The organism is Actinomadura nitritigenes (genome assembly GCF_017573545.1).
Taxonomy (GTDB): domain Bacteria; phylum Actinomycetota; class Actinomycetes; order Streptosporangiales; family Streptosporangiaceae; genus Spirillospora; species Spirillospora nitritigenes.
Genome location: NZ_JAGEOK010000015.1, coordinates 234193 through 256005 on the forward strand (window position 1 = coordinate 234193; position 21813 = coordinate 256005).

Annotated in this window: 17 protein-coding genes and 3 tRNA genes; 11 read left to right on the forward strand and 9 right to left on the reverse strand. The window is 74.0% G+C overall.

The window, feature by feature from the left end:
- Positions 1-162: 162 nt before the first annotated feature.
- From J4557_RS24580 to J4557_RS24590, 3 genes are all read right to left on the reverse strand, one after another.
- Entirely contained in the window at positions 163-1335 is a 1173-nt protein-coding gene (locus J4557_RS24580; protein WP_208269076.1) for a L,D-transpeptidase, read from the reverse strand.
- 143 nt (positions 1336-1478) lie between these two features.
- A complete protein-coding gene (locus tag J4557_RS24585; protein WP_243776265.1) occupies positions 1479-2195 on the reverse strand; it encodes a VC0807 family protein in 717 nt (238 codons plus the stop codon).
- A 250-nt stretch (positions 2196-2445) separates the two neighbouring features.
- Positions 2446-3372 (reverse strand): LysR family transcriptional regulator, encoded by a 927-nt coding sequence (locus J4557_RS24590; RefSeq protein ID WP_208269077.1) that lies wholly within the window; start codon positions 3370-3372, stop codon positions 2446-2448.
- 303 nt (positions 3373-3675) lie between these two features.
- Between J4557_RS24590 and J4557_RS24595 the strand changes: the two genes are divergently transcribed.
- Positions 3676-4950 carry a pyridoxal phosphate-dependent aminotransferase gene (locus tag J4557_RS24595; protein WP_372442524.1) on the forward strand — a complete coding sequence of 425 codons (1275 nt, stop codon included), beginning with the start codon at positions 3676-3678 and terminating at the stop codon, positions 4948-4950.
- A gap of 127 nt (positions 4951-5077) precedes the next feature.
- Here the strand turns inward: J4557_RS24595 and J4557_RS24600 are convergent.
- From J4557_RS24600 to J4557_RS24610, 3 genes are all read right to left on the reverse strand, one after another.
- A tRNA-Ser gene (locus J4557_RS24600) sits at positions 5078-5165 on the reverse strand.
- A gap of 41 nt (positions 5166-5206) precedes the next feature.
- Positions 5207-5277: transfer RNA gene (locus J4557_RS24605), tRNA-Ala, on the reverse strand.
- A 15-nt stretch (positions 5278-5292) separates the two neighbouring features.
- A tRNA-Trp gene (locus J4557_RS24610) sits at positions 5293-5364 on the reverse strand.
- A gap of 324 nt (positions 5365-5688) precedes the next feature.
- On the opposite strand from J4557_RS24610, the gene J4557_RS24615 reads away from it, so the two are divergent.
- The gene (locus J4557_RS24615) at positions 5689-6261 is read left to right on the forward strand and encodes a hypothetical protein (RefSeq protein ID WP_208269079.1); all 573 of its coding nucleotides are present in this window, start codon (positions 5689-5691) and stop codon (positions 6259-6261) included.
- A gap of 14 nt (positions 6262-6275) precedes the next feature.
- On the opposite strand, the gene J4557_RS24620 is transcribed toward J4557_RS24615, so the two are convergent.
- A complete protein-coding gene (locus J4557_RS24620; protein ID WP_307800174.1) occupies positions 6276-7853 on the reverse strand; it encodes a Na+/H+ antiporter in 1578 nt (525 codons plus the stop codon).
- A 286-nt stretch (positions 7854-8139) separates the two neighbouring features.
- On the opposite strand from J4557_RS24620, the gene J4557_RS24625 reads away from it, so the two are divergent.
- On the forward strand, positions 8140-8697 hold the full coding sequence (locus J4557_RS24625) for a CGNR zinc finger domain-containing protein (protein WP_208269081.1): 558 nt from the start codon (positions 8140-8142) through the stop codon (positions 8695-8697).
- A gap of 187 nt (positions 8698-8884) precedes the next feature.
- Here the strand turns inward: J4557_RS24625 and folP are convergent, their stop codons facing one another.
- A complete protein-coding gene (gene folP, locus J4557_RS24630) occupies positions 8885-9727 on the reverse strand; it encodes a dihydropteroate synthase (protein WP_208269082.1) in 843 nt (280 codons plus the stop codon).
- Positions 9728-9961: 234 nt separating this feature from the next.
- On the opposite strand from folP, the gene J4557_RS24635 reads away from it, so the two are divergent.
- From J4557_RS24635 to J4557_RS24655, 5 genes are all read left to right on the forward strand, one after another.
- A complete protein-coding gene (locus J4557_RS24635) occupies positions 9962-10996 on the forward strand; it encodes a GDP-mannose 4,6-dehydratase (RefSeq protein ID WP_208269127.1) in 1035 nt (344 codons plus the stop codon).
- A gap of 32 nt (positions 10997-11028) precedes the next feature.
- A complete protein-coding gene (locus tag J4557_RS24640) occupies positions 11029-11292 on the forward strand; it encodes a ubiquitin carboxyl-terminal hydrolase 14 (protein ID WP_190854382.1) in 264 nt (87 codons plus the stop codon).
- Positions 11293-11329: 37 nt separating this feature from the next.
- Positions 11330-12916 (forward strand): MFS transporter, encoded by a 1587-nt coding sequence (locus tag J4557_RS24645; protein ID WP_208269083.1) that lies wholly within the window; start codon positions 11330-11332, stop codon positions 12914-12916.
- Between the two features lie 72 nt (positions 12917-12988).
- Positions 12989-13876: a LysR family transcriptional regulator gene (locus J4557_RS24650; RefSeq protein WP_208269084.1), complete on the forward strand. Its 888-nt coding sequence runs from the start codon at positions 12989-12991 to the stop codon at positions 13874-13876.
- A gap of 72 nt (positions 13877-13948) precedes the next feature.
- Positions 13949-15541 (forward strand): Na+/H+ antiporter, encoded by a 1593-nt coding sequence (locus J4557_RS24655; protein ID WP_307800176.1) that lies wholly within the window; start codon positions 13949-13951, stop codon positions 15539-15541.
- A gap of 96 nt (positions 15542-15637) precedes the next feature.
- Here the strand turns inward: J4557_RS24655 and J4557_RS24660 are convergent, their stop codons facing one another.
- Positions 15638-16549, reverse strand: coding sequence for an Lrp/AsnC family transcriptional regulator (locus J4557_RS24660; RefSeq protein ID WP_190854388.1), 912 nt, complete (start codon positions 16547-16549; stop codon positions 15638-15640).
- Between the two features lie 720 nt (positions 16550-17269).
- Between J4557_RS24660 and J4557_RS24665 the strand changes: the two genes are divergently transcribed.
- The 3 genes from J4557_RS24665 to J4557_RS24675 all read left to right on the forward strand — a co-directional run bounded on the left by J4557_RS24665 (position 17270) and on the right by J4557_RS24675 (position 21755).
- Positions 17270-18706 (forward strand): GuaB1 family IMP dehydrogenase-related protein, encoded by a 1437-nt coding sequence (locus J4557_RS24665; protein ID WP_208269085.1) that lies wholly within the window; start codon positions 17270-17272, stop codon positions 18704-18706.
- 135 nt (positions 18707-18841) lie between these two features.
- The gene (locus tag J4557_RS24670; RefSeq protein WP_208269086.1) at positions 18842-20125 is read left to right on the forward strand and encodes an LCP family protein; all 1284 of its coding nucleotides are present in this window, start codon (positions 18842-18844) and stop codon (positions 20123-20125) included.
- Positions 20126-20237: 112 nt separating this feature from the next.
- Positions 20238-21755 (forward strand): LCP family protein, encoded by a 1518-nt coding sequence (locus J4557_RS24675; protein WP_208269087.1) that lies wholly within the window; start codon positions 20238-20240, stop codon positions 21753-21755.
- The last annotated feature ends 58 nt before the right edge of the window (positions 21756-21813 follow it).

Below are 21813 nucleotides of genomic sequence, written 5' to 3' on the forward strand. Positions count from 1 at the left end.
GGGCGACGATGCCATGACCCGGGGTTTTGACGGCAGTCCGAGATCAAAGCGTTGCAAGCGGACACGGTCCGTAGTACCTGCCGGGCATCGCCCGGCCCGGAACCGCGATCGGGCGGGAAAGCGCGGTCGGCGGGGAAAGCGCGGTCCGCCGGGAAAGCGCGGTCATCCAAGGGCGCTGCCCTCCTTCCACTTGGCGAAGGGCAGCTGCCAGAAACTCCAGCCGTTGTCCCATTCGACCTCGCGGTTGGAGCCGGTGAGCTCGAGCACGTCACCGCGCTGGGCGATGCCGTAGAACCAGGCGGCGTCGGACGGGCTGACGTTCAGGCAGCCGTGGCTGACGTTCGCCGATCCCTGCGACCCCACCGACCAGGGCGCCGAGTGGACGTACTCGCCGCTGTCGGAGAAGCGCACCGCGTAGTCGACCACCTCCTGGTAGTAGCCCGGGTCGCCCGGCTGCCGGCCGGGCGAGGTCATCGTGACGGGGTTGCCCTTGTCCATCAGCAGGTGGACGCCGCTGGTGGTGGTGAACTCCCGCGTCTCCCCGTTGCCCGCGCTGAACGGGACGGTCCGCAGCTTCCGGCCGTCCCGCGTGACCGTCATGTGGTGGCCGCCGATGTCGCCGGTGGTGACCTGCGCGGCGCCGATGGTGATCGTCTCGGCGACGTCGGCGGCCCCGTACACGCCGCCCCCGGCGTTCACGCCCGCGAGGTCCGCCCGGAACCGGACGGTCTGGTGCGGCTGCCAGTACGTCTTCGTCCGGTAGACGACCTGGTCGGACCCGATCCAGCGCCAGGCGCCCTCGACCGGCTTGTCCGGGGTGACGTGCAGGGCCTTCTCCACCGCGGCCTTGTCGGCCACCGGGCGGTCGAACCGCAGCATGATCGGCATGCCGACGCCGACCTTCTCCCCGGCCAGGTTCGGCGTGACGTCGGTGATCGACAGCGTCCGGTCCGGGGTCAGCACGGTGAACGCGCTGGTCACGGTGCGGAGCTTCCCTCCGCTCTTGGCCTGCGCCGTCACGGTGTAGGACGCGCCGGGCGTCATGGTCCGGGTGGAGTGCCACGACTTGCGGTTCCCCGCGAGCTCGCCGGTGACGGCCGAGCCCTTGCCGCCCTGGACGGCGACCTTCGCCAGCTTGCCGCCGGACGCCTTCACCCGGATCACCGCGTCCGGCGCGACCCGCTGCGTCCCGTTCGCCGGCGTGATCGTCACCGTGGTGTCGGACTCGCCCGCCGACAGCACCCCCGTGCCGCCGATGCCGCATCCGGCCGCGAGCAGCGCCACGGCGCCCGCTCCGCCCGCCGCCGCCAGAGCCGGCCGCCCCTTGATCGCCACGAAACTCCCCCAGTCCCAAGACTCACCCTGCTTCGGCGAATGCCTGTGCAAAGAAAGATGGTCCGGGAACCGGAAAAGTTCGCGCCGGGATCAGAGAATCGCAGCTCAGGACGGTCAGAGCGGCCGGAGCGGCCGGGAGCGGGTCAGGCCGCGGGGGCGGGCTCGCGGTTGATGTGCCGCAGGAGCCGCTTGAAGCCCAGCACCGAGACGCCGACGCCCAGCGCGCCGAGCCCCGCGACGATGCTGGTGCGCAGCCACAGGTAGGTGCCGATCGACTCGTTGAACAGCATCCAGAGGCTGAGCGCGACGTTGACGAACAGCACCATCGACCAGAGCAGCGAGATCCGCAGGAAGAACTGGTGCACCTTGTCGTGCCGGAAGAACGCCTCGGGGATCGGCACCATGTCGCGGGCGAGCTTCATCGCCAGTGGCCGCCCGAGCGGGACGGACGCGAGGAAGGCCATGCTCACCATCAGCGTGCCGAGCGTCGGCTGCAGGAAGTAGACCACGGCGCTGTGCGTGGCCGCCGCCAGGGCCGCCCGCACGGTCACGCCGACCGCGGCCAGCATCAGCATCCCGGAGACGGGGTGCCCGCGCAGGTACCGGAAGATGATCCCCCCGTACACCCAGGCGACCGCTGCGGCGAGGGCGCCGTTCAGCCCCAGCAGCGCCAGGGCGGCGTAGAACACCGCGACGGGCGCCACCACCCCCTCGACGAAGCGCGGCAGCGCGTGCAGGAGCAGCGCCCGGATCCGCGGCAGTTCGAAGTGGTGCCCGCCGCCCTCGGCGACCACGGCCGCGGCCGTGGCGCCCGAGGGCCCGGCCGCCGAGACGGCCGGCGTCGTCGCTGGTGGGTTCATCGAGTGCTGCGCTCCCCGATCGGTGTGCATGGACTGATGCATGGCCTGGGACGGCGTCACGATTCGCACCACCGTACGTGATGATCCGTGTGCGTCGTCCCGTTTTGACGAACCTGGAGGCGTCCGTGTTCAGACCGTCCGCCGGATTGCTCTCTCATCAGCGACTTCCCACCACAGAGCGATCTATTGAGGTGATTTGTCTCTTAATTCGGATTTGTCCCGCGCTTGGCCGAGCCGCGGCCGGAAGCGGTCAGAACTCCGGCGCGGCGGGCTGGGCCTCCCGGGCGGCGGCGTAGATCGCCCGCAGCGTCACCGCCACCGACGGCCGCCGCACGCTCGCCCGCCGCGTCACCGCGTACACCTCCCTGGCCAGCCTGCATTCGGGGATCCGGCGGACGGCCACGCCCTGGTCGCCGGCGGCCAGGGCCAACGCGGGCACGGCGGTGATGCCGATCCCCCGCGCCACCAGGCTGAGAATCGTGTGCAGGCCCTCGAACTCCCAGGGGACGGGCCGGGCGCCCCCCACGGTGTCCAGCAGCCGCTCGACGGCCTGCCGGGACGGCTCGCCAGGGGGCGCCGCCATCCACGCCTCGTTCCGCAGCATCTGCAGCTCCACGGGGCGGTCCGGGTCCGACATCGGATGCCCGGCCGGGACGACCAGGACGAGCGGGTCGCGGCGCAGGTGGAAGAACTCCAGCACCGCCGGGGACTGGTCGGGGACCTTGCCCGTCCAGTCGTCGATCAGCGCGATGTCGACCTCGCCGTTCTGGACCTGGCGGATGCCGTCGCCCGGGCGGGTCTGCCGCAGCACGAAGGTCAGCCCGGGATGGTCGCCGAGGCTGTGCGCCAGCGCCGGCGCGAAGGCCACGGCGGCGGTCGGGAAGGCCGTGACCACCACCCGGCCCATGGGGGTGTCGGCCTGCGCGGACAGCTCCGCCTCCGCGGTCTCCACCAGGCTCAGGATCTCCTCGGCGCGCCCGGCGAGCCGCCGTCCGGCGTCGGTCAGCTCCGCGCTGCGGGCCGTCCGGTCCAGCAGCGGGACGTGCGCCTCCCGTTCCAGGGCGGCGAGCTGCTGGGAGACGGCCGACGGCGTGTAGCCGAGGGCGGCGGCGGTCGCGGCGATGCTCCCGCGGCGGGCGAATTCGGCGAGCAGCCGCAGGCGGCGCAGTTCCAGCATCAGCTCAGCTTACGGTCACCATCGCCGAGACTCGCTTGTGATGATGCTGAATGCGGGAAAGCATGAAGCGAGCCCCGGCCGGGTCACTCAGGGGGATCTTTCCGACACCCACCGTTATTTCGCCATGCCTTTGGAGCGTCGATGCATGCCCAGAACCCGCCCGCGCACGAACGCCCGGCCGGCCGCCCGACCAGTCCCTCCAGCCCCAGTCCCTCCGGCCCCCGTGTCTCCTCAGGCGCCTCCGTCCCGTCCACGGCGTCCGGCCCGGCCCGGCCCGTGTCGTTCGCGCCGCGCGCCGTCCCGCTGTCGCCGACGCTCGCGGTGAACGAGGCGCTCGCGCGCAAGCGCCGCGAAGGGGTGCGGGTGCTGCCGCTCGGTTTCGGCGAGGCCGGCATACCGATCCATCCCGCGCTGACCCGCGAGCTCGCCTCCGCCTCCGGCCGCGGCGGCTACGGTCCGGTGGCCGGGTCGGCCGCCCTCCGTGCGGCGGCGGCGGGGTACTGGGCGCGGCGCGGACTGCCGACCGATCCGTCCACCGTCGTGTGCGGCCCCGGCAGCAAGCCGCTGCTGTTCGCGTTGCTGATGGCGATCGGCGGGGACGTGGTGGTGGCCGCGCCGAGCTGGGTGAGCTACGCGGCGCAGGCGCCGCTGGCCGGGGTGCGGCCGATCCGGGTGGCGACCCCGCCGGGCGAGGGCGGGGTGCCGAGTCCGGCGCTGCTCGCCGACGCGGTGGTGCGCGCGCGGGCCGCCGGGCGCACGGTCCGGGCGGTGATCGTCACGCTGCCGGACAACCCGACCGGCACGCTCGCCTCCGAGGAGACCGTCCGCCGGCTCTGCGCGGCGGCGCGCGACCTCGACCTCGTGATCGTCTCCGACGAGATCTACCGCGACCTGGTGCACGACCGCGGCCGCGCGGTGCCGAGCCCCGCCCGGTACGCGCCGGAGCGGACCGTGGTGACGACCGCGCTGAGCAAGAGCCTGGCGGCCGGCGGCTGGCGGCTCGGGGTGGCGCGGCTGCCGGAGGGCCCGTTCGGCGCCGCGCTGCGCGCCGCCGTGCTCGGGATCGCCAGCGAGGTCTGGTCCAGCGCGCCGGCCCCGGTGCAGCACGCCGCCGCGTACGCGTTCGCCGAGCCGCCGGAGCTGGTCGAGCACGTCGACCGCAGCCGGCGGCTGCACGCGGCGGTCTGCCGGGCGGTCGCGGGCCGGTTCGCCGCGGCGGGCGCCCGGGTGCCGGCCCCGCAGGGCGCGTTCTACGTCTACCCCGACCTCGGCCCGCTCCGGGACGCGCTGCGCCGCGGGCACGGGGTGAACACGTCCGTGGAGCTGTCCGAACTGCTCCTGGAGCGCTACGGGGTGGGGGTGCTGCCCGGCAGTTCGTTCGGCGAGCCGCCCGTGGCGCTGCGCCTGCGGGTCGCGCCGAGCCTGCTGTACGGGGAGACCGACGAGCAGCGGCTCGCCGCGCTCGCCTCCCCCGATCCGGCGTCGCTGCCCTGGATCGCGGGCGGCCTGGACCGCCTTTCCGAGGTGCTCGCCGATCTGCGGGAGAGCGCGCGGGCCGGGCAGGCGGCGCTCGCCTGACACGGTCCGCGTCCGCCTCGCGGAAGGGACGCGGACACAAAGGAAGAGTGCGGCGCGGGAACGTCGCGTGAACGCGGCGGGCGGGATGGCCAGGCTCGGCCATCCCGCCCGCCGCGTTCCCCCCGAATGGCGGAGGGTAAGGGAGTCGAACCCCTTCGAGTTTCACCTCGACGTCAGTTTTCGAAACTGCTGCCTTACCGTTCGGCCAACCCTCCTCGCACGGGCGGGGGAGCGCCCGGCGGCGGCCGTGACCGCGTGGACCGGCAGGGAGTCGAACCCTGGTCACTTCCTTGCAAGAGAAGTGTGCTTCCGTTGCACCACAGGCCCATCGAGCGTGCTCAGCAGGGGCGGTAGGAGTCGAACCCACTTTCCGCCGGTTTTGGGGACCGGCCGCCTATCCGGTGGCTCACCCCTTCGCACTTCCGTCCGACATGTTCGATCATGCGCCTTTTCGCGTCCGCGGGCAAAGCATTTATCGGCGAACGGCGCCCGGCCGGCGGTGCCGCGCCCGGGCGCGGTAAGTGGCGGTCCGGGCACGGAGAGGAACGATCAATATGCGCCCGTACGGCACGTATAAGCGTGGTGTAAGGTCCAACGACGCACGGGGCGAACACCGCGAACCCGCCCGCTGGCAGGGACGGCAGGCCGAGGACTTCCTGCAGGGCGCACCCGTGGTGAAACCCATGAGAAGCGTGACATCACGTTATGTGATGAAAGAAGAAGGCGAGGGGGCCCGCCATGAGGCACGCACGGGACGGGGCTGCCGCCGCGATGAGCGCGGCCTCGAGGATTCTCGTCGCCCGGGGCAAGAACGAGCCCCAGGAGATGGAGAACCCCGACGTCGCCTGGGGGCAGCGCGCGCGTGACGGCGTGTGGGTGCCGACCAAGGACGGGCAGCGCATCCACCTCGGCATCGACGTGGCGGCGGCCGACACGGTCGCCCATGTGCTGCGGCCCAGCCTGCGGGTGTTCGTCGGCGTGGACGTCGACACCGACATCGTGGCGCAGACGACCGACAACGGCGTGCGGCTGCTCACGGTCATCCACGGCCCCGACGCCCCCTCGGAGTTCCGCTTCCCGGTGTCGCTCGCCGACGGCCTGGCGCTGGAGGCGATGCCGTCCGGCGGCTATGACGTCGTCCACCTGCGTTACGGCGCGACCGTGGGGCGGCTCTACAACCCGTGGGCCAGCGACTCGATGTTCCGCCAGGTGAAGGCGGACTACACGCTGGAGGGGTCGGCCGTCACCATGCGCGTGCAGCACTCGGACGCCTACTACCCGGTCGTGGCGGACCCCCACTACGCCCGCTGAGGCCGTGAGGCCCCCTAGGAGCGGCTGCGGCGGATGACGACGGGGTCCTCGAAGTCGAGCTCGCGGCTGATCTGGCGGAGCGTGCCGGCGCCGATCCTGCCCTTGCGGTAGAGCGCGGTCAGCTTCGCGCGCTGCGCCCTGACCAGCTCGGCGCGCACCCTGCGGCTGTTGGGCGGCGGCGCCTCGGTGCCGGCCTCCTCCTCGTCCATGAGGTAGCGGACGCGCTCCAGCCGCAGCTCCAGCATCTGCCGGAACGCCTCGGCGGTCTGGTCGTCGACCTGCTCGTCATCGGCGAGCTCGTCCAGCTTGGTCAGGGCGGCCTGCAGCCCGGCCCGGCGGGCCGTCATCACCTCCAGCCGGCGCTTGTCGGACTCGATCAGCCCGAGGCCGCGCAGCAGCGGCGGCAGCAGGGGCGCCTGCCCGACCAGGGTGATCAGCACGACGAGGGCGGTGAGCAGCACCAGCACGCCCCGGTCGGGGCCGACCGCGGCCGGCAGCGACAGCGCGATCGCCAGCGAGATCGCCCCGCGCATCCCGCCGAGGCCGATCACCAGCCGCTGCCGCCACCCGAGGCCCTCCTGGCTCCGCCGGCCGCCCGGCAGCAGCCCGGCGAGCGGGCCGTTGCCGAGCTCCCAGGCGAGCCGTACGCCGATGACGACGGCCGACACCGCGAGGGTGGTCAGCAGCACCTCGTGCCAGGTGTGCCCGCCCGGCTGCCGGATGATCTCCCGGATCTCCAGGCCGAGCAGGACGAACAGCGCCGACTCCAGCAGGAACGTCAGGATCCGCCAGAACGTGTCGCCGGCGAGCCGGGACGCGGGCTGCAGCACGCCCTCTCCGTGGGTGCCGATGGAGAAGCCCGCCACGACCGTCGCCAGCACCCCGGACGCGCCGAAGTTCTCCGCCGGGACGAACGCCGCGTACGGGGTGACCAGCGACACGATCACCTGGCTGATGGGGTCCTGGATGCGGCGCCGGATCCGGCGGATCACCACGCCCAGCACCAGCCCGTAGGCGACGCCGCCGAGCACCACCTGGACGAGCCGGACGGCGCCGTGCGCGGGCGCGAACCCGACGCCGATCGCCTCGATGGCGAGCCCGAAGATCGTCAGGGCGACGCCGTCGTTGATCAGGCTCTCGCCCTCCAGGATGGTGACGAGCCGGGCGGGCGCGCCGAGCCGCTGCAGCACCGCCGTCGCGGCGACCGCGTCGGTGGGGGCGACCGCGGCGCCGAACGCCAGCGCGGCGGCCCAGCCGAGGCCGGGCAGGAGCGCGTGCACGGTGGCGGCGACGGCCCCGGTGGTGACGGTGGTCAGCCCGAACGCCAGCGTGACGATCGGCACGGCGTCGGCGCGGGCCTCGCGCGGGGCGGTGAAGAACGCGGCGTGGTACACGAGCGGCGGCAGGAAGCCCATCAGCACCAGGTCGGGCGGGGCGACGACGGCGGGCAGCCCCGGCACGAACCCGGCCCCCATCCCGAGCAGCACGAGGAGGATGGCGTCCGGCAGGCGCAGCCGCCCGGACAGCGCCCGGGCCGCCAGCACCACGACGGCGACGACCAGGAAGACGATGAACAGCCGGTCCCCCTCCACGCCGTGATCCTCTCCGGATCGCGGCGCGGTACGCGCCGCGGCGGGACCGCGTCCGGCGCCGGGGCCCGACATGGAACGTTCCCGCAGGCAGTGGGGCCGGAACCGGCGGCGCCGTGCCGGCAGGGTCGGCGTAAACGGAGGCGTCGGGCGTCATATGGTGGGGGCCGGGCCGCGTTCCGGCCCCGGCGGCGCTGCCGGGCGCACGACCGTCCTGCCCTCGTCGGGGCGGTCTGGGGGTCGCCCCCCAGGAGCAGTACGACCCCGGTCCCCCGAGACTGGAGCCACAGTGATCTTCACTCATGACACCGAGCACGCCCTCGCCGTCGTCGTCGACCTGATCAACACCGGCGCCGCCGCGTCCGGCACCGAGGAGCTCGGCGGGCTGCCGGGGCTGCGCGCGTTCGTCGGGCGCAGCGCCTTCAGCGACGTCGGCGAGCTGGCCGAGGCGGACCTGGCCCGGGTGCTGGAGCTGCGCGACCGGTTCCACGCGGTGTTCCAGACCGGCGACGTGCCCACCGCGGTCCGGCTGATCAACGAGATCGTCGGCGAGGTCCGCACCACGCCGCACCTCACCGACCACGACGGCTACGACTGGCACGTGCACTTCTTCGCGCCGGGCGCGCCGGTGGGCGAGCACCTGGCGGCCGACTGCGGGATGGCGCTGGCGTACGTGGTGGCGGCCGGCGAGCTGGACCGGCTGCGCACCTGCGAGGCCCCCGACTGCTCGCGCGTGCTGGTGGACCTGTCGCGCAACCGCTGCCGCCGCTACTGCGACAGCCGGACGTGCGGCAACCGCATGCACGTCGCCGCCTACCGGGCCCGCCAGCGCGAAGCGGCGCTGTGATCTCGCAATCCCGGCCCAGCAGGCTCGCCTGGCGGCTCGCCCGCTGACCGTGCTTGGGCGAGCGCGACCTCGCTTCGCGAGCTTCCCGGTGGGGGCTCGCCTTCGGCTTCGCCCCCACCGGTCAGATAGCGCGCTCGCGCGGTGGCCGGGACCGTCGCGCTCACGCGGAAACCGTTCGTCCGGTCGCCTACTCGGGGGCGACGGCGGCCACGGCGTCCAGGGCTCGGCGGGCGGCGGCCACGTCGTGGACGCGGAAGACGCGGGCCCCCAGCAGCGCCGAGACGCCGAGCACGGCCATGGTGCCGACGCCGCGCTTGTCGACGGGACGGCCGAGGGCCTCCCCGATGAAGTCCTTGTTGGACACCGCGACCAGTACCGGCCAGCCGGTCGCGGTCAGTTCCCCGAGCCGCCGGGTGATCTCCAGCGAGTGCCGGGTGTTCTTGCCGAAGTCGTGCGCGGGGTCGATGAGGATCGCCTCCCGCGCCACCCCGAGCGCGACCGCCCGCTCGGCCTCGGCGGTGACGTGCCCGATCACGTCCGCGACCACGTCGTCGTACCCGATCCGGTGCGGCCGGGTGCGCGGGTCGAGACCGCCGGCGTGCGCGCAGACCAGCCCGACGCCGTGCGCGGCGGCGACCTCCGCCAGCGCCGGGTCCGGACCGCCCCAGGTGTCGTTCAGCAGGTCGGCGCCCGCCTCGGCGACGGCCGCGCCGACCTCCGCCCGCCAGGTGTCGACGCTGATCACCACGCCAGGGTGCCGGTCCCGGACGGCGGCGACCAGGTCCACCACCCGGCGCAGCTCCTCGGCGACCCCGACGTCCTCGCCGGGGCCGGCCTTGACGCCGCCGATGTCGATGATGTCGGCGCCGTCCGCGACGGCGCGGTCCACCGCCTCCAGCGCGGCCCCGAAGCCGTAGGTGGCGCCCTTGTCGAAGAACGAGTCGGGCGTCCGGTTCACCACGGCCATGATCGCGTGGCGGCCGAGGTCGCGCCCGTTCAGCCGCAGCGGCGCGGCGTCCGGAGAGGTCATGATGCCCACCACCGTGGCACACGCGGGGGCCCGCACGCCACGCGCCGCGGCGCCCGGCGGGGCCGCCCCGGCCGGCCGGCCGGGGCCGGGACACCGAACCTGAAGCAAATTCGGTTCAAACGGCGCCCTCCCTCGTCAGCATCCCCGCCGGGTCGCTAACCTCATATTTCACGCTCGCCCGGGTTCGCCCCGCGGTGGGTCCCGCGTCGCACCGATCAGCCCATGGAGGATCCGCTGTCCAGGCGAGCACTCATCACCGGCATCACCGGACAGGACGGCTCGTACCTGGCCGAGCATCTGCTTGAGCTGGGGTACGAGGTGTGGGGCCTGGTCCGGGGGCAGGCGAATCCGCACGTGTCGCGGCTGCGCAAGCACATCGGCGACGTCCAGATCACGACGGGCGACCTGCTGGACCAGGGCAGCCTGATCTCCGCGGTCGAGCGGGTCAGGCCCGACGAGGTCTACAACCTCGGCGCGATCTCCTACGTCCCGATGTCGTGGCAGCAGGCGGAGCTCACCGCCGAGGTGACCGGCATGGGCGTGCTGCGGATGCTGGAGGCCATCCGGGTGGTGTCGGGCATCAGCCCGTCCCGCACGCCCGGCAGCGAGCAGATCCGGTTCTACCAGGCGTCGTCCTCGGAGATGTTCGGGATGGTCCGGGAGACCCCGCAGAACGAGAGGACGCCCTTCCACCCGCGCAGCCCGTACGGCGTCGCGAAGAGCTACGGGCACTACATCACGCAGAACTACCGCGAGTCGTACGGGATGTTCGCGGTCAGCGGCATCCTGTTCAACCACGAGTCGCCGCGCCGCGGCGCCGAGTTCGTCACGCGGAAGGTGTCGCTCGGCGCCGCCCGCATCAAGCTGGGCCTCGCGAAGGAGCTGCGGCTCGGCAACCTCGACGCCCGCCGCGACTGGGGCTACGCCGGCGACTACGCGCGCGCGATGCGGATGATGCTCGCCCAGGACTCCCCCGAGGACTACGTGATCGGGACGGGCCAGACCCAGTCGGTGCGCGAGCTGGTCGAGTTCGCGTTCCGCACCGCCGGGCTGAACTGGGAGGACCACGTCGTCCTGGACGACCGGTACACCCGTCCGGCGGAGGTCGACCTGCTGTGCGCCGACCCGAAGCGGGCCCGCGAGCAGCTCGGCTGGGAGCCCGAGGTCGACTTCGAGGGCCTGGTGACCATGATGGTCGAGTCGGACCTGCGGCTGCTCGCCGAGTCCGCCCGTCCCGAGGACGAGCCGTTCAGCCCCGACCACTGGTGATCCGTTGACGGCGGGCGTGGCACGATGCCCGTATGGCCACTTGTGAGCACGTGCAGTCCATTCCGCTCGAGGACCCGGCGCCGAACACGCCGCAGGGCTGCCAGGAATGCCTGGAACAGGGCACCCGGTGGGTGCACCTGCGGCTCTGCCTGAGCTGCGGGCACGTCGGCTGCTGCGACTCCTCCCCCATGCGGCACGCCACGGCGCACTACCAGAAGGAGGGGCACCCGATCGTCCGCTCGTTCGAGCCCGGCGAGGACTGGCGCTGGTGCTTCGCCGACGAACTGATCGTGTGATGTCGCGCGGGAGGGCGTCCTGCGGCGGGAGGCGCTGATGCCGGACGTCCGGTTGGGCACCGCGCCGGGGCGCTGGATCCTGCTGGCGACCGTCCTCGGGTCGAGCGTGGCGATGCTCGACTCGACCGTGGTGAACGTGGCGCTGCCGAGGCTCGCGCGGGACCTGCACGCCGACATGGCGGGGCTGCAGTGGACGGTCAACGCCTACACCCTCACCCTCGCCGGGTTCATCCTGCTCGGCGGGTCGCTCGGCGACCGGTACGGCCGCCGCCGGATCTTCCTGATCGGCGTGGTGTGGTTCGCGGTGGCGTCGGTGCTGTGCGGGATGGCGCTGAACGTCGAGATGCTGGTGCTCTCGCGGGCGCTGCAGGGGATGGGCGGCGCGCTGCTCACCCCGGGCTCGCTGGCGATCATCCAGGCGTCGTTCGCGTCCGACGACCGGCCGCGCGCGGTCGGCGCCTGGTCGGGGCTCGGCGGCGTCGCCGGGGCGGTCGGCCCCTTCGCGGGCGGCTGGCTGGTCGAGGTGGCGGGCTGGCGGTGGGTGTTCCTCCTCAACGTGCCGCTCGCGGTGGTCGTGGTGCTCGTCGCCGCCCGGCACGTCCCCGAGAGCGTCGATCCGGCCGCCCGCGGACGTTTCGACGTGCCCGGCGCCGCGCTCGCCGCGCTCGCCCTGGCGGGGACGACGTACGCGCTGACCGAGGCGCCGGGCGGCCGCACGCCGGGCGCCGTGATCGCCGTCGCGGCCGTGGCGGGCGTCGCGGCGGCGGCCGGGTTCGTCCTGCTGGAGCGGGCGCGCGGGCGGGGCCGGCGGCTGTTCGGCGGCCCGGTCCGGGCGGGCGGGCGCGAGGTGCCGCAGCCGATGCTGCCGCTGGACGTGTTCGCCTCCCGGCAGTTCTCCGCGGTCAACGTCGTCACGTTCATCATGTACGGCGGGATGGGCGTGCTGTTCTTCCTGTTCGTGCTCAACCTCCAGGTGGTCGGCGGGTTCTCGCCGATCGCGGCGGGCACCGCGCTGCTGCCCGTCACGGTGCTGATGCTGCTGCTGTCGGCGCGGGCGGGCGCGCTCGCGCAGAAGATCGGCCCGCGGCTGCCGATGACCGCCGGTCTGGTGGTCGCCGCGTTCGGGATGCTCCTGGTCGGGCGGATCGGCAAGGACACCTCCTACGTGCGGGACGTGCTGCCCGCCGTGGTGGTCTTCGGGCTGGGGCTGTCCGCGGTCGTCGCTCCGCTGACCGCCACGGTGCTCGCGACGGCGGACGTCCGGCACGCGGGGGTGGCCAGCGGCGTCAACAACGCGGTCGCGCGGGCCGCCGGGCTGCTCGCGGTCGCGGCGATCCCGCCGCTGGCCGGGCTGACCGGCGACGCCTACAACGACCCCGCCCTCTTCTCGCACGGCTTCCGCATCGCCATGACGGCCTGCGCGGCGCTGCTGGCCGCGGGCGCCGTCCTGACGTTCCTCACCGTGTCCGGCGACGCGCTGCGCGCGCCGACCGGCGAGCAGGTCGAACCGGAGTGCCGGAGGCACTGCTCCGTCGGCGCCCCGCAACTCCAGCCCGAACCGGAGGCCGTCCCCGCCGGCTCTCCCGGGCCGAACGACCGGAACGCGGCCCCGCCGCGGCCGTGACCGCCCGGCCGTTCTCGGGCCGATTCCGGCTATGTCCAGGACCGGAGCGGTTCGTTGTCATACGGTCGTGGCATGAATCTGCGGCAGCTGCGCTACGTCGTGGCGACCGCCGACCACGGCACGATGACGTCGGCGGCCCAGGCTCTCTATGTCGCGCAGCCCGCGCTGTCGCGCGCCGTCCGCGAGCTGGAGCGGGAGCTCGGCGTGGAGCTGTTCGCGCGCTCCGGCCGGGGCGTGGTCCTCACCCCCGTCGGCGAGCGGGTGGTCCGTGAGGCGCGGGCGGCGCTGGACGCCGTCGACGCGATCGAGGGGATGTCGGCGGCCCGCTCCGACGGGCGCGGCGCCGAGCTCCGCGTCGCCACCACACCGTCGCTGGAGCCGGAGCTGATCGGGCGGCTGCTCCCCCGCTTCGCCCGGGACCAGCCGGCGGTGCGGGTCCGGGTGGTGCGGTGCGCGGGCCGGGAGGAGGTCGCCGCCCTGCTGCGGGCCGGGCGCGCCGACCTCGCGCTCACCGACCTTCCGGTCCCCGGCGACCTCACGGCGCACCCGTTCGAGCAGCGGGAGATGGTACTGGTCTCGCCGCCCGCGCTGCGGATCCGCGAGCCGGTGCCGCCCGCCGCGCTGGACGGCATGCGGCTGGTGCTCCCGGCCCGCGGCGGCGCCCGGCGCGCGGAGGTCGACGCGGTGCTGCGGCGGTTCGGCGCGAAGCCGGTGCCGGTCGCGGAGTCCGACGAGCGGGCGGCCTGGTTGGGCTGGGTCCGCGCCGGGCTCGGCTCGCTGCTGTGGTACCGCAACCAGCTGGAGGACACCGACGGCCTGGCCGTCCGGTCGTTCATGCCGCCGATCACCCGGCTGATCGGGCTGGTGCACGCGCACCGGCGGCTCCCGCCGTCCGCCCGCGACTTCCTGGCCTTCGCGAAGGACGACGGGCGGGAGCCGCGCGGGCGCGAGCCCCGCTGAGCACGCCTCATCCCGCCCGGACGGCCGGCCGCCGGGTTCGGGGCGAACCGTCGGCCATGCCATGATCTGCGCGTGGAGACGACGCACGCACTCTGGCTGCTGGCCGTGCCGGTCGGCGCGCTGATGGTGGCCGCGGCGGCGCGCCGGGCCGGAGCGCCCGCGCCGCTGGTCCTGGTGATCGCGGGGCTGCTGTTCTCGTTCGTGCCGGGCGTGCCGGAGTTCGGGCTGAACCCGGAGTTCGTCCTGTACGTCTTCCTGCCGCCGCTGCTGTTCTCCGCCGCGTGGCAGAGCTCGTACGCGAACATGCGGGAGAACGCCTGGTCGATCGGGCTGCTGTCGGTCGGGCTGGTCCTGTTCACCACGTTCGCCGTCGGCTACGCGGCGCATCTGCTCGTCCCGGGGCTGCCCCTGTCGGCCGCGTTCGTGCTCGGCGCGATCGTCGCGCCGCCGGACGCGGTCGCGGCGGTCAGCGTGGCGCAGCGGCTCGGGCTGCCGCGCCGCATGGTGACGGTGCTGGTCGGGGAGAGCCTGTTCAACGACGCGACGGCGCTGACCGCGTTCCGCGTCGCGGTGATCGCGGCGACGGGCGCGGGGTTCACGCTGGCGGACGGGGTGTGGCGGTTCCTGTTCTCGGCGGTGGCCGGCACGGCGGTCGGGCTGCTGCTCGGGCCGCCGCTGCACTGGCTGCGGACCCGCATGAACGACCCGCTGGTGGAGAACGGGGTGGCGGTGCTCGCGCCGTTCGCGGCGTACCTGATCGCCGAGAGCGTGCACGCCTCCGGCGTGATCGCGGTGGTGGTCAGCGGGATCTACCTCGGCCACCGCTTCACCGAGTCGGCGCCGGTGACCCGGCTGATCGGGCACTCGTTCTGGAAGGTCGTCGTCTTCGTCCTGGAGTCGGTGGTGTTCCTGCTGATCGGGCTGCAGCTGCCGCCGGTGGTGAACGGGCTGTCCGGGCACGGCTGGCCGGAGCTGACCTGGTGGGCCGCGGCGATCTTCGCGGTGACGGTGGCGGCCCGGTTCGTCTGGGTCTTCCCCGCGTCCCGGCTGCCGCGGCTGCTGTCGCGCAGGGAGCGGGCCCGCGAGGACGTCGGATGGCGCGGCGCGACCGTCGTGTCGTGGGCGGGGATGCGCGGGGTGGTGTCGCTCGCGGCCGCGTTCGCGATCCCGTTCGAGGCGTCGCACGCCCCCTTCCCCGGCCGCGACCTGATCATCTTCTTCACGTTCACGACCGTGCTCGGGACGCTGCTGGTGCAGGGGCTGACGTTCCCGGCGCTGATCCGGATGCTGCGCATCGGCAGCGAGCGGGAGCGCTACACCGACACGGTGGCGGAGGCGGGCGCGCAGCACGCGGCGGCGAAGGCGGCGCTGGAGCGGCTGGAGGAGCTGAACACCGCCGAGGAGCTCGACGAGGCGGTCGTGCAGCGGCTGCGGCAGCTGGCCGAGCACCGGCAGCTGCGGGCGTGGGAGCGGCTCGGCGGCGGGACGGGCCCGGAGGGCGAGGAGGTCCCGACGGCCACCTACCGGCGGCTGCGGCGGGAGATGCTGGCGGCGGAGCGACGGGTGTTCGTGCAGATGCGCGACGACCGCCGGATCGACGACGAGGTGCTGAACCGGGTCCTGCACGAGCTGGACCTCGAGGAGGTCGCGCTCAGCCGCGACTGACGCGGCCGCCCGGGGCCCCGGCGGGGCGCGGACGCCGGCCCCGGTCGTGGCTGACGCCGCCGGGGCGCCGGGAACGGCGCCCGCGGCGGCCCTCCTTCACGCCCCGTTCAGGGGCCGCTCGGGGAGTTCGACGGCATAGGACTCCTTCACCACGTCCAGGTGGTGCCAGGACTCCCGCACCGTCACGCCGGGCACGGACCGGATCCCGTCCAGGACGGCGACCAGCTCCGCGCGGGAGGCGGCCTCGGCCTGGCCGACGATGTCGTAGCGGCCGAACCCGGTCGCCAGGTAGCGGACGCCGTCCTGCGCGGCGACCGCCTCGGCGGCCTTGCGGAGCCCGCCGGTCACCAGGAGCCCGAACCCGCCGAGCTCGGCGGCGCCGAGGGCGAGGGGGTCGGCCAGCCCGGTGACCTGGATGACGCCGGTGCGCATCAGCCGGACGACGCGGGCCCGGGTGGCGGCCTGCGACAGCCCGATGATGTGGGCGAGCCGGGTGTAGGGGGCGCGCCCGTCGCGCTGCAGCTCCTGGAGCAGCCGCCAGTCGATGTCGTCGAGGGTGACCTCGCCGAGCTCCCGCACCACCGCGTGGGTGTCGCGGACGGTGCAGACCGAGCGGAAGACCTCCGCCGAGCGCACGCCGGGGACGGACCGCAGCCGGTCCACCTCGGTCGCGAGCGCGGCGTCGTCGCGGGTGCGGACCTGCGCGACCAGGTCGTGCGGGCCCGCGGTCAGCGCGGCGAAGCTGACCGCCGGGAGGCCGGCGACGGCGTCCGCGACCTCCCGGGCCGAGCCCTCCACGGTGACCGAGACGTGCCCGATCGCCTCCGCCCCGACGACGGCGGCGTGCACGATGCCGACGACGCGCACGACGCCGGTCTCGAGAAGGTTCTGCACCCGTGCCCGCACGGCCGTGCGGGAAAGCCCGACGCGGTCGGCGAGCGCCTGGAACGTCGCCCTGCCATCCCGCTGGAGCTCGCGGACGAGCACGGCGTCGACCGCATCCAGCACGGCTGTCCTCCTCGACATGTGATGAATCGTTCTGCTGGCAACTGCAAGATCATTCCATTTCAAGACGGTATGGCGTCAAATATTGATCTTGCTCGTGTTCGCCCCGCCCGGTGACCGTCGAACCGTCGGCGCCGGGTTCCGGGCGGCGCCGTTTCCGACGCCGCGCCGACCGGTCCGAGAGCGCAACGCGGCCGGGGCCGGGCCGCGCGCGGGCCCGCGCGGGGGCGGGCGGCGGGCGCGCGGGGTGGCGATGGTCACTCCCGGAGGGACGGTGCGGGCGGGGCGGCCCGCGGCGCGGACGGACGCTGCTGACCGGGTTCGAGTGCGTGACCTGCATTCCGCCTTCTCCCGGTGTTCTGATGTGCGCGCCCCTACGGCGGGCAGGCCGTCCGCGTGACGCACATGTAAGAAAAGTGCATCGGGGGCGCAGTTACGTCAAGAGGTAACTTTACAGAGAGCCAAGCCTCACGTTGCACGCTTTTCAGCCTCGTCCGCGAAGACACTTCCGTTACGCCTGGAAGGGCGCGGACACAACGCGGGAGATCACCCGGACGATCCCCGGAGACACACGACCATCACCCCCGGTCACGGGCCTGGGACGGCCCTCGCGGCGGGCCCGGGGCGGCTCCGGGCGAGCGCTTGGCCGGAGCACCCGCGGGTATGGATCACAATGTACGGTGGCCCAGCCACTCTGATCCGGGATTGGTGTGTAGTACAGCCGTGCGCCTGCTGAACGGTGAGCGTTCCGCTCACGATCTCACCTACAACGACGTCTTCATGGTCCCGCGCCGCTCCGCGGTCGGGTCCCGCCTGGAGGTCGACCTCTCCACGGTCGACGGCAGCGGGACGACCGTGCCGCTGGTCGTGGCGAACATGACGGCGGTGTCCGGCCGCCGGATGGCCGAGACCATCGCCCGCCGGGGCGGCGTCGCGGTGCTCCCCCAGGACATCCCCGTCGAGGTCGTCTCGGAGGTCATCGGCTGGGTGAAGCGCCGCGACCTGGTGGTGGACACCGCCATCCGGCTGGACCCGGGCAGCACCGCGGGCGAGGCGCTGGCGCTGCTGCCCAAGCGCGCGCACGGCGCCGTGATCGTGGTGGAGGACGACCGGCCGGTCGGCGTGGTGACGGAGGCCGACTGCCAGAGCGTGGACCGGTTCGCGCAACTGCGCGACATCATGTCGCGGGACCTGGTGACGCTGCCGCACGGCGTCGACCCGCGCGAGGCGTTCAACCGGCTGCACGAGCGCGGTCACCGGCTCGCGCCCGTGGTGGACGCCGAGGGCAGGCTCACCGGCGTGCTCACCCGGACCGGTGCGCTGCGCGCCACGCTCTACAAGCCCTCCGTCGACACGGCGGGGCGCCTGCGCGTCGCCGCGGCGGTCGGCGTGAACGGGGACGTCGCCGGCAAGGCGAAGGCGCTGCTGGAGGCGGGCGCCGACCTGCTCGTGGTGGACACCGCGCACGGCCACCAGGAGAAGATGATCGGCGCGCTGGCCGCGGTGCGGGGCCTGGACCCGTCGGTGCCGGTGGTGGCGGGCAACGTGGTGACCGCCGAGGGCACCCGCGACCTGATCGAGGCGGGCGCCGACATCGTCAAGGTCGGCGTGGGCCCGGGCGCGATGTGCACGACCCGGATGATGACCGGGGTCGGGCGGCCGCAGTTCTCCGCCGTGCTGGAGTGCGCCGCCGAGGCCCGCCGACTCGGCCGGCACGTGTGGGCGGACGGCGGCGTCCGGCACCCGCGCGACGTCGCGCTCGCGCTCGCGGCGGGCGCGGCGAACGTGATGGTGGGCTCCTGGTTCGCCGGCACCTTCGAGTCGCCGGGCGACCTGCAGCGGGCCGCCGACGGCCGGCTGTACAAGGAGAGCTTCGGCATGGCGTCGGCGCGGGCCGTCCGGCTGCGCACCGCCGAGGACTCGCCCTTCGACCGGGCCCGCAAGGCGCTGTTCGAGGAGGGCATCTCCACGTCGCGGATGTTCCTCGACCCGCGGCGTCCCGGCGTCGAGGACCTGATCGACTCGATCGTGGCGGGGCTGCGCAGCTCCTGCACCTACGCGGGCGCGCGCACCCTGGAGGAGTTCCACGAGCGGGCGACGGTCGGGATCCAGAGCGCGTCCGGCTACGCCGAGGGGATGCCGCTGTCCACCAGCTGGTGACCCGCCGCTGACCGGCTCGCGGTGCCGGATTTACGCGACACGGCCCCGGATCGGCCTCCCGATCATGCCGGTGACCTGCACGCTCTTGGTGCGGGGCGGGGATGCGGGGTCCGCCGCCCCGGAGGGGGCGACAGCATGGTCGACGGGGATCCGGCCGCCGCGGCGGGCGCGTCCGGCGGGACCGGGCGGGGGCCGGCGGGCGGGCGCGCGGGGGTGCCCGGCCGGCTCGCCGAGGCGCTGCTGATCGCGGCCGTGTCGCCGGTGGTGCCGGGGATCGCGCATCTGCGGGCCGGGCGGGTCCGGCTGGGCGGGGCGCTGCTCGGCGCGCAGGCGGCGGCGCTGACCGCGGCGGCGCTCGCCGCCGGGCGTTACCGGGCGCTGTTCCTGGAGCTGTCCGCGCGGCCGTCCTGGCTGCTGGCGCTGGCGGCGGCCTGCGTGGCCCTGGCGGCGCTCTGGGCACTGCTGATCGCCCACTCGTACGCGGTGCTGGCCCCGGAGGGGCTCGCCCCGCTGTGGCGGCTGGCCGGTGGCACCACCGTCTCGGTGCTGTGCCTGCTGGTGATCGTGCCGCCGCTGACCCTCGCCCAGTACGGCTACGTGCAGCGGCACCTGATCCGGACGATCTTCGCGGACGGGCCGGTGGCGGCCGCCGCCGTCCAGGTCGCCGCCCGGCGGATGGACACGGGGGACGCGGCCCGGCGGCCGGCCGCGCCGCGCCTCAACGTGCTGCTCATCGGCTCCGAGCCCGGCGCGCCGCAGGCCCCCGACCGCGTCGGCGGCATCACCCTGGCCGCGGTCGACGCCCGGTCCGGCGCCACGACGCTGCTGAGCCTGCCGGACGGCCTGCGCCGCGTCCCGGTCTGGTCGGGCACGGAGCCGGTCCCGTTCCCTCCGGGGCGTCCGCTGGCCGACGTGTACCGCGAGGGCGCCGCGCACCCGGAGCTGCTCGCGGGCGGCGGGCCCGTCCGGGACCCCGGGGCCGAGCTGCTGAAGCGGACGGTCGCCCACATGCTCGGGCTGGACGTCCCCTACTACGTGAAGGTGGACGCGCGCGGGGTCCGGGAACTCGCCGCGACGACCTCCCGCGCCGCACCTGCCAAGAAGGGCTGCCCTTTTTGGGCAAATCTTCGGGAAACCCGGCCATTGGCAGTGCTGAAGCGATACCAGCGACTCGCCCGGGTTCTCATCAATTCGGTAAAGACCGACGTGCCCCGCCGGCTGCTCCCGGCGCTCGCCGGGCTGGCCGCCAGGATCGAGAACGCCGAGATCACGAGCCTGCGACCAGCGGCGGGCGGGCCGTCCGCGCCGCGCGCCGACCACCCCGCACTGCGGGCCATGGCGGCGCGGGAGCCCGGTGACCCGGTCCCGGCCGTCCGGCCCGCGAGTGGATTGCCTATCCTGATCAAGAGCTGCAACTGATCGACGTTCGCGCTCGCATGCGGTCGACTCCCACGCAACCTTTGTCCGGTTCTGCGCGTCCATAATGTGAGCCAGGGGCTTAATTCACCATGGGTGGGGGACGGAGCGTTACATGTCGAGTCCATCGGCGGGCGGACGCGTCCCGGAAGATGACGTGGACCGTTCCTCGGACGGTGCGGGGGGCCTCCCCCGCGCTCTTGCGCTGACCCTGGCGTCGGCGCTCGTCTGGGGTGTGGCGCACCTCGTCGCGGGACGCCGGGTGGCCGGCGGGCTCCTGCTCGGCCTGTGGGTCGTGGCGGTGGCGGCCCTGGCGGTCACCGTCACCGTCTACCGCTCCAGCCTCGTCCACCTCGCCGTCCGGCCGGACGAGCTGCAGCGCCTGGCCGCCGGCATCGTCGCCCTCGGGGTCGTGTGGGTCGCCGTGGTGATCCGCTCCTACCTGGTGGTGCGCCCCGCCGGGCAGTCGATCAGCGCCCGGACGCTCGGCGCCGCCGCCGTCGCGGTGATGTGCTTCGCCGTCGCGGTGCCCGTGGCGTGGGGCGCGCACAGCACCTACGTCTACCGGGACGCGCTGACGAGCATCTTCCGCACCGGCAGCCAGAACGGCCGGCAGATCGACACCGCGGACCCGTGGGACGGGCAGCCCCGGGTGAACGTCCTGCTGCTCGGCGGCGACTCGGCGGCCGACCGGACCGGAGTGCGCACCGACAGCATGACGCTCGCCAGCGTCGACACCAAGACCGGCGACACGGTGCTGCTGAGCCTGCCGCGCAACCTGGAGAAGTTCCAGATGCCGCCCGGCCCGGCGCGCGACCGGTTCCCCTACGGCTTCACCGGCGACGGCCCGGAGAACCCGGGCCTGCTGAACGAGGTGTACGAGTACGCCGAGAACCACCCGGACGTGGTGCCGGGCGTGCCCAAGAACCGGCGCGGCCCCGAGCTGCTGAAGGCCACCATCGCCGGGGTCCTCGGGCAGCGCGTCGACTACTACATCCTGGTCGACATGTTCGGCTTCGCCGACATCGTGGACGCGATGGGCGGCGTCAAGATCAGGGTCACCCAGCCCATCCCGTACGGGCTCGACGGCCAGGTGCTGCAGCCCGGCTACCGGACGCTGAAGGGCAAGGAGGCGCTCTGGTACGGGCGCTCCCGCACCGACAGCGACGACTACGTCCGGATGGGCAGGCAGAAGTGCCTGATGCGGGCGATCGCGCAGCAGGCCGACCCGCAGACCGTGCTGACCAGCTTCGACAAGCTCGCCGCGGCGGCGAAGCGGACGCTCTCCACCGACATCCCGCAGGAGCTGCTGCCCGCGCTGATCAAGCTGTCCGGGAAGGTCAAGGACGGCGCGCAGATCAACAGCCTGCAGTTCGTCCCGCCGCTGATCAACTCCGGGAACCCGGACTTCGCGCTGATCCGCAGGCTGACCGCCAAGGCCGTCGGGCCCGAGCAGGCGCACGCGCCCACCTCGGCGAGCCCGTCGCCGACCGGCTCGTCCAACCTCGCGGCGAACGGCTCGCCCGGCGCGACGCCGAGCGCGGGCGCGTCGGGCGGCGCGTCGCCGGACCCGACGGGGTCGCCGGCGCCGGAGTCCAAGCCGACGTCCCTCGCGGCGACCTGCCCGTCCTGATCGTCGCGCCGGTCCTTCACACCGGTCTTCACGGGCGGTCGCGCGGCGGCGGGGGTGG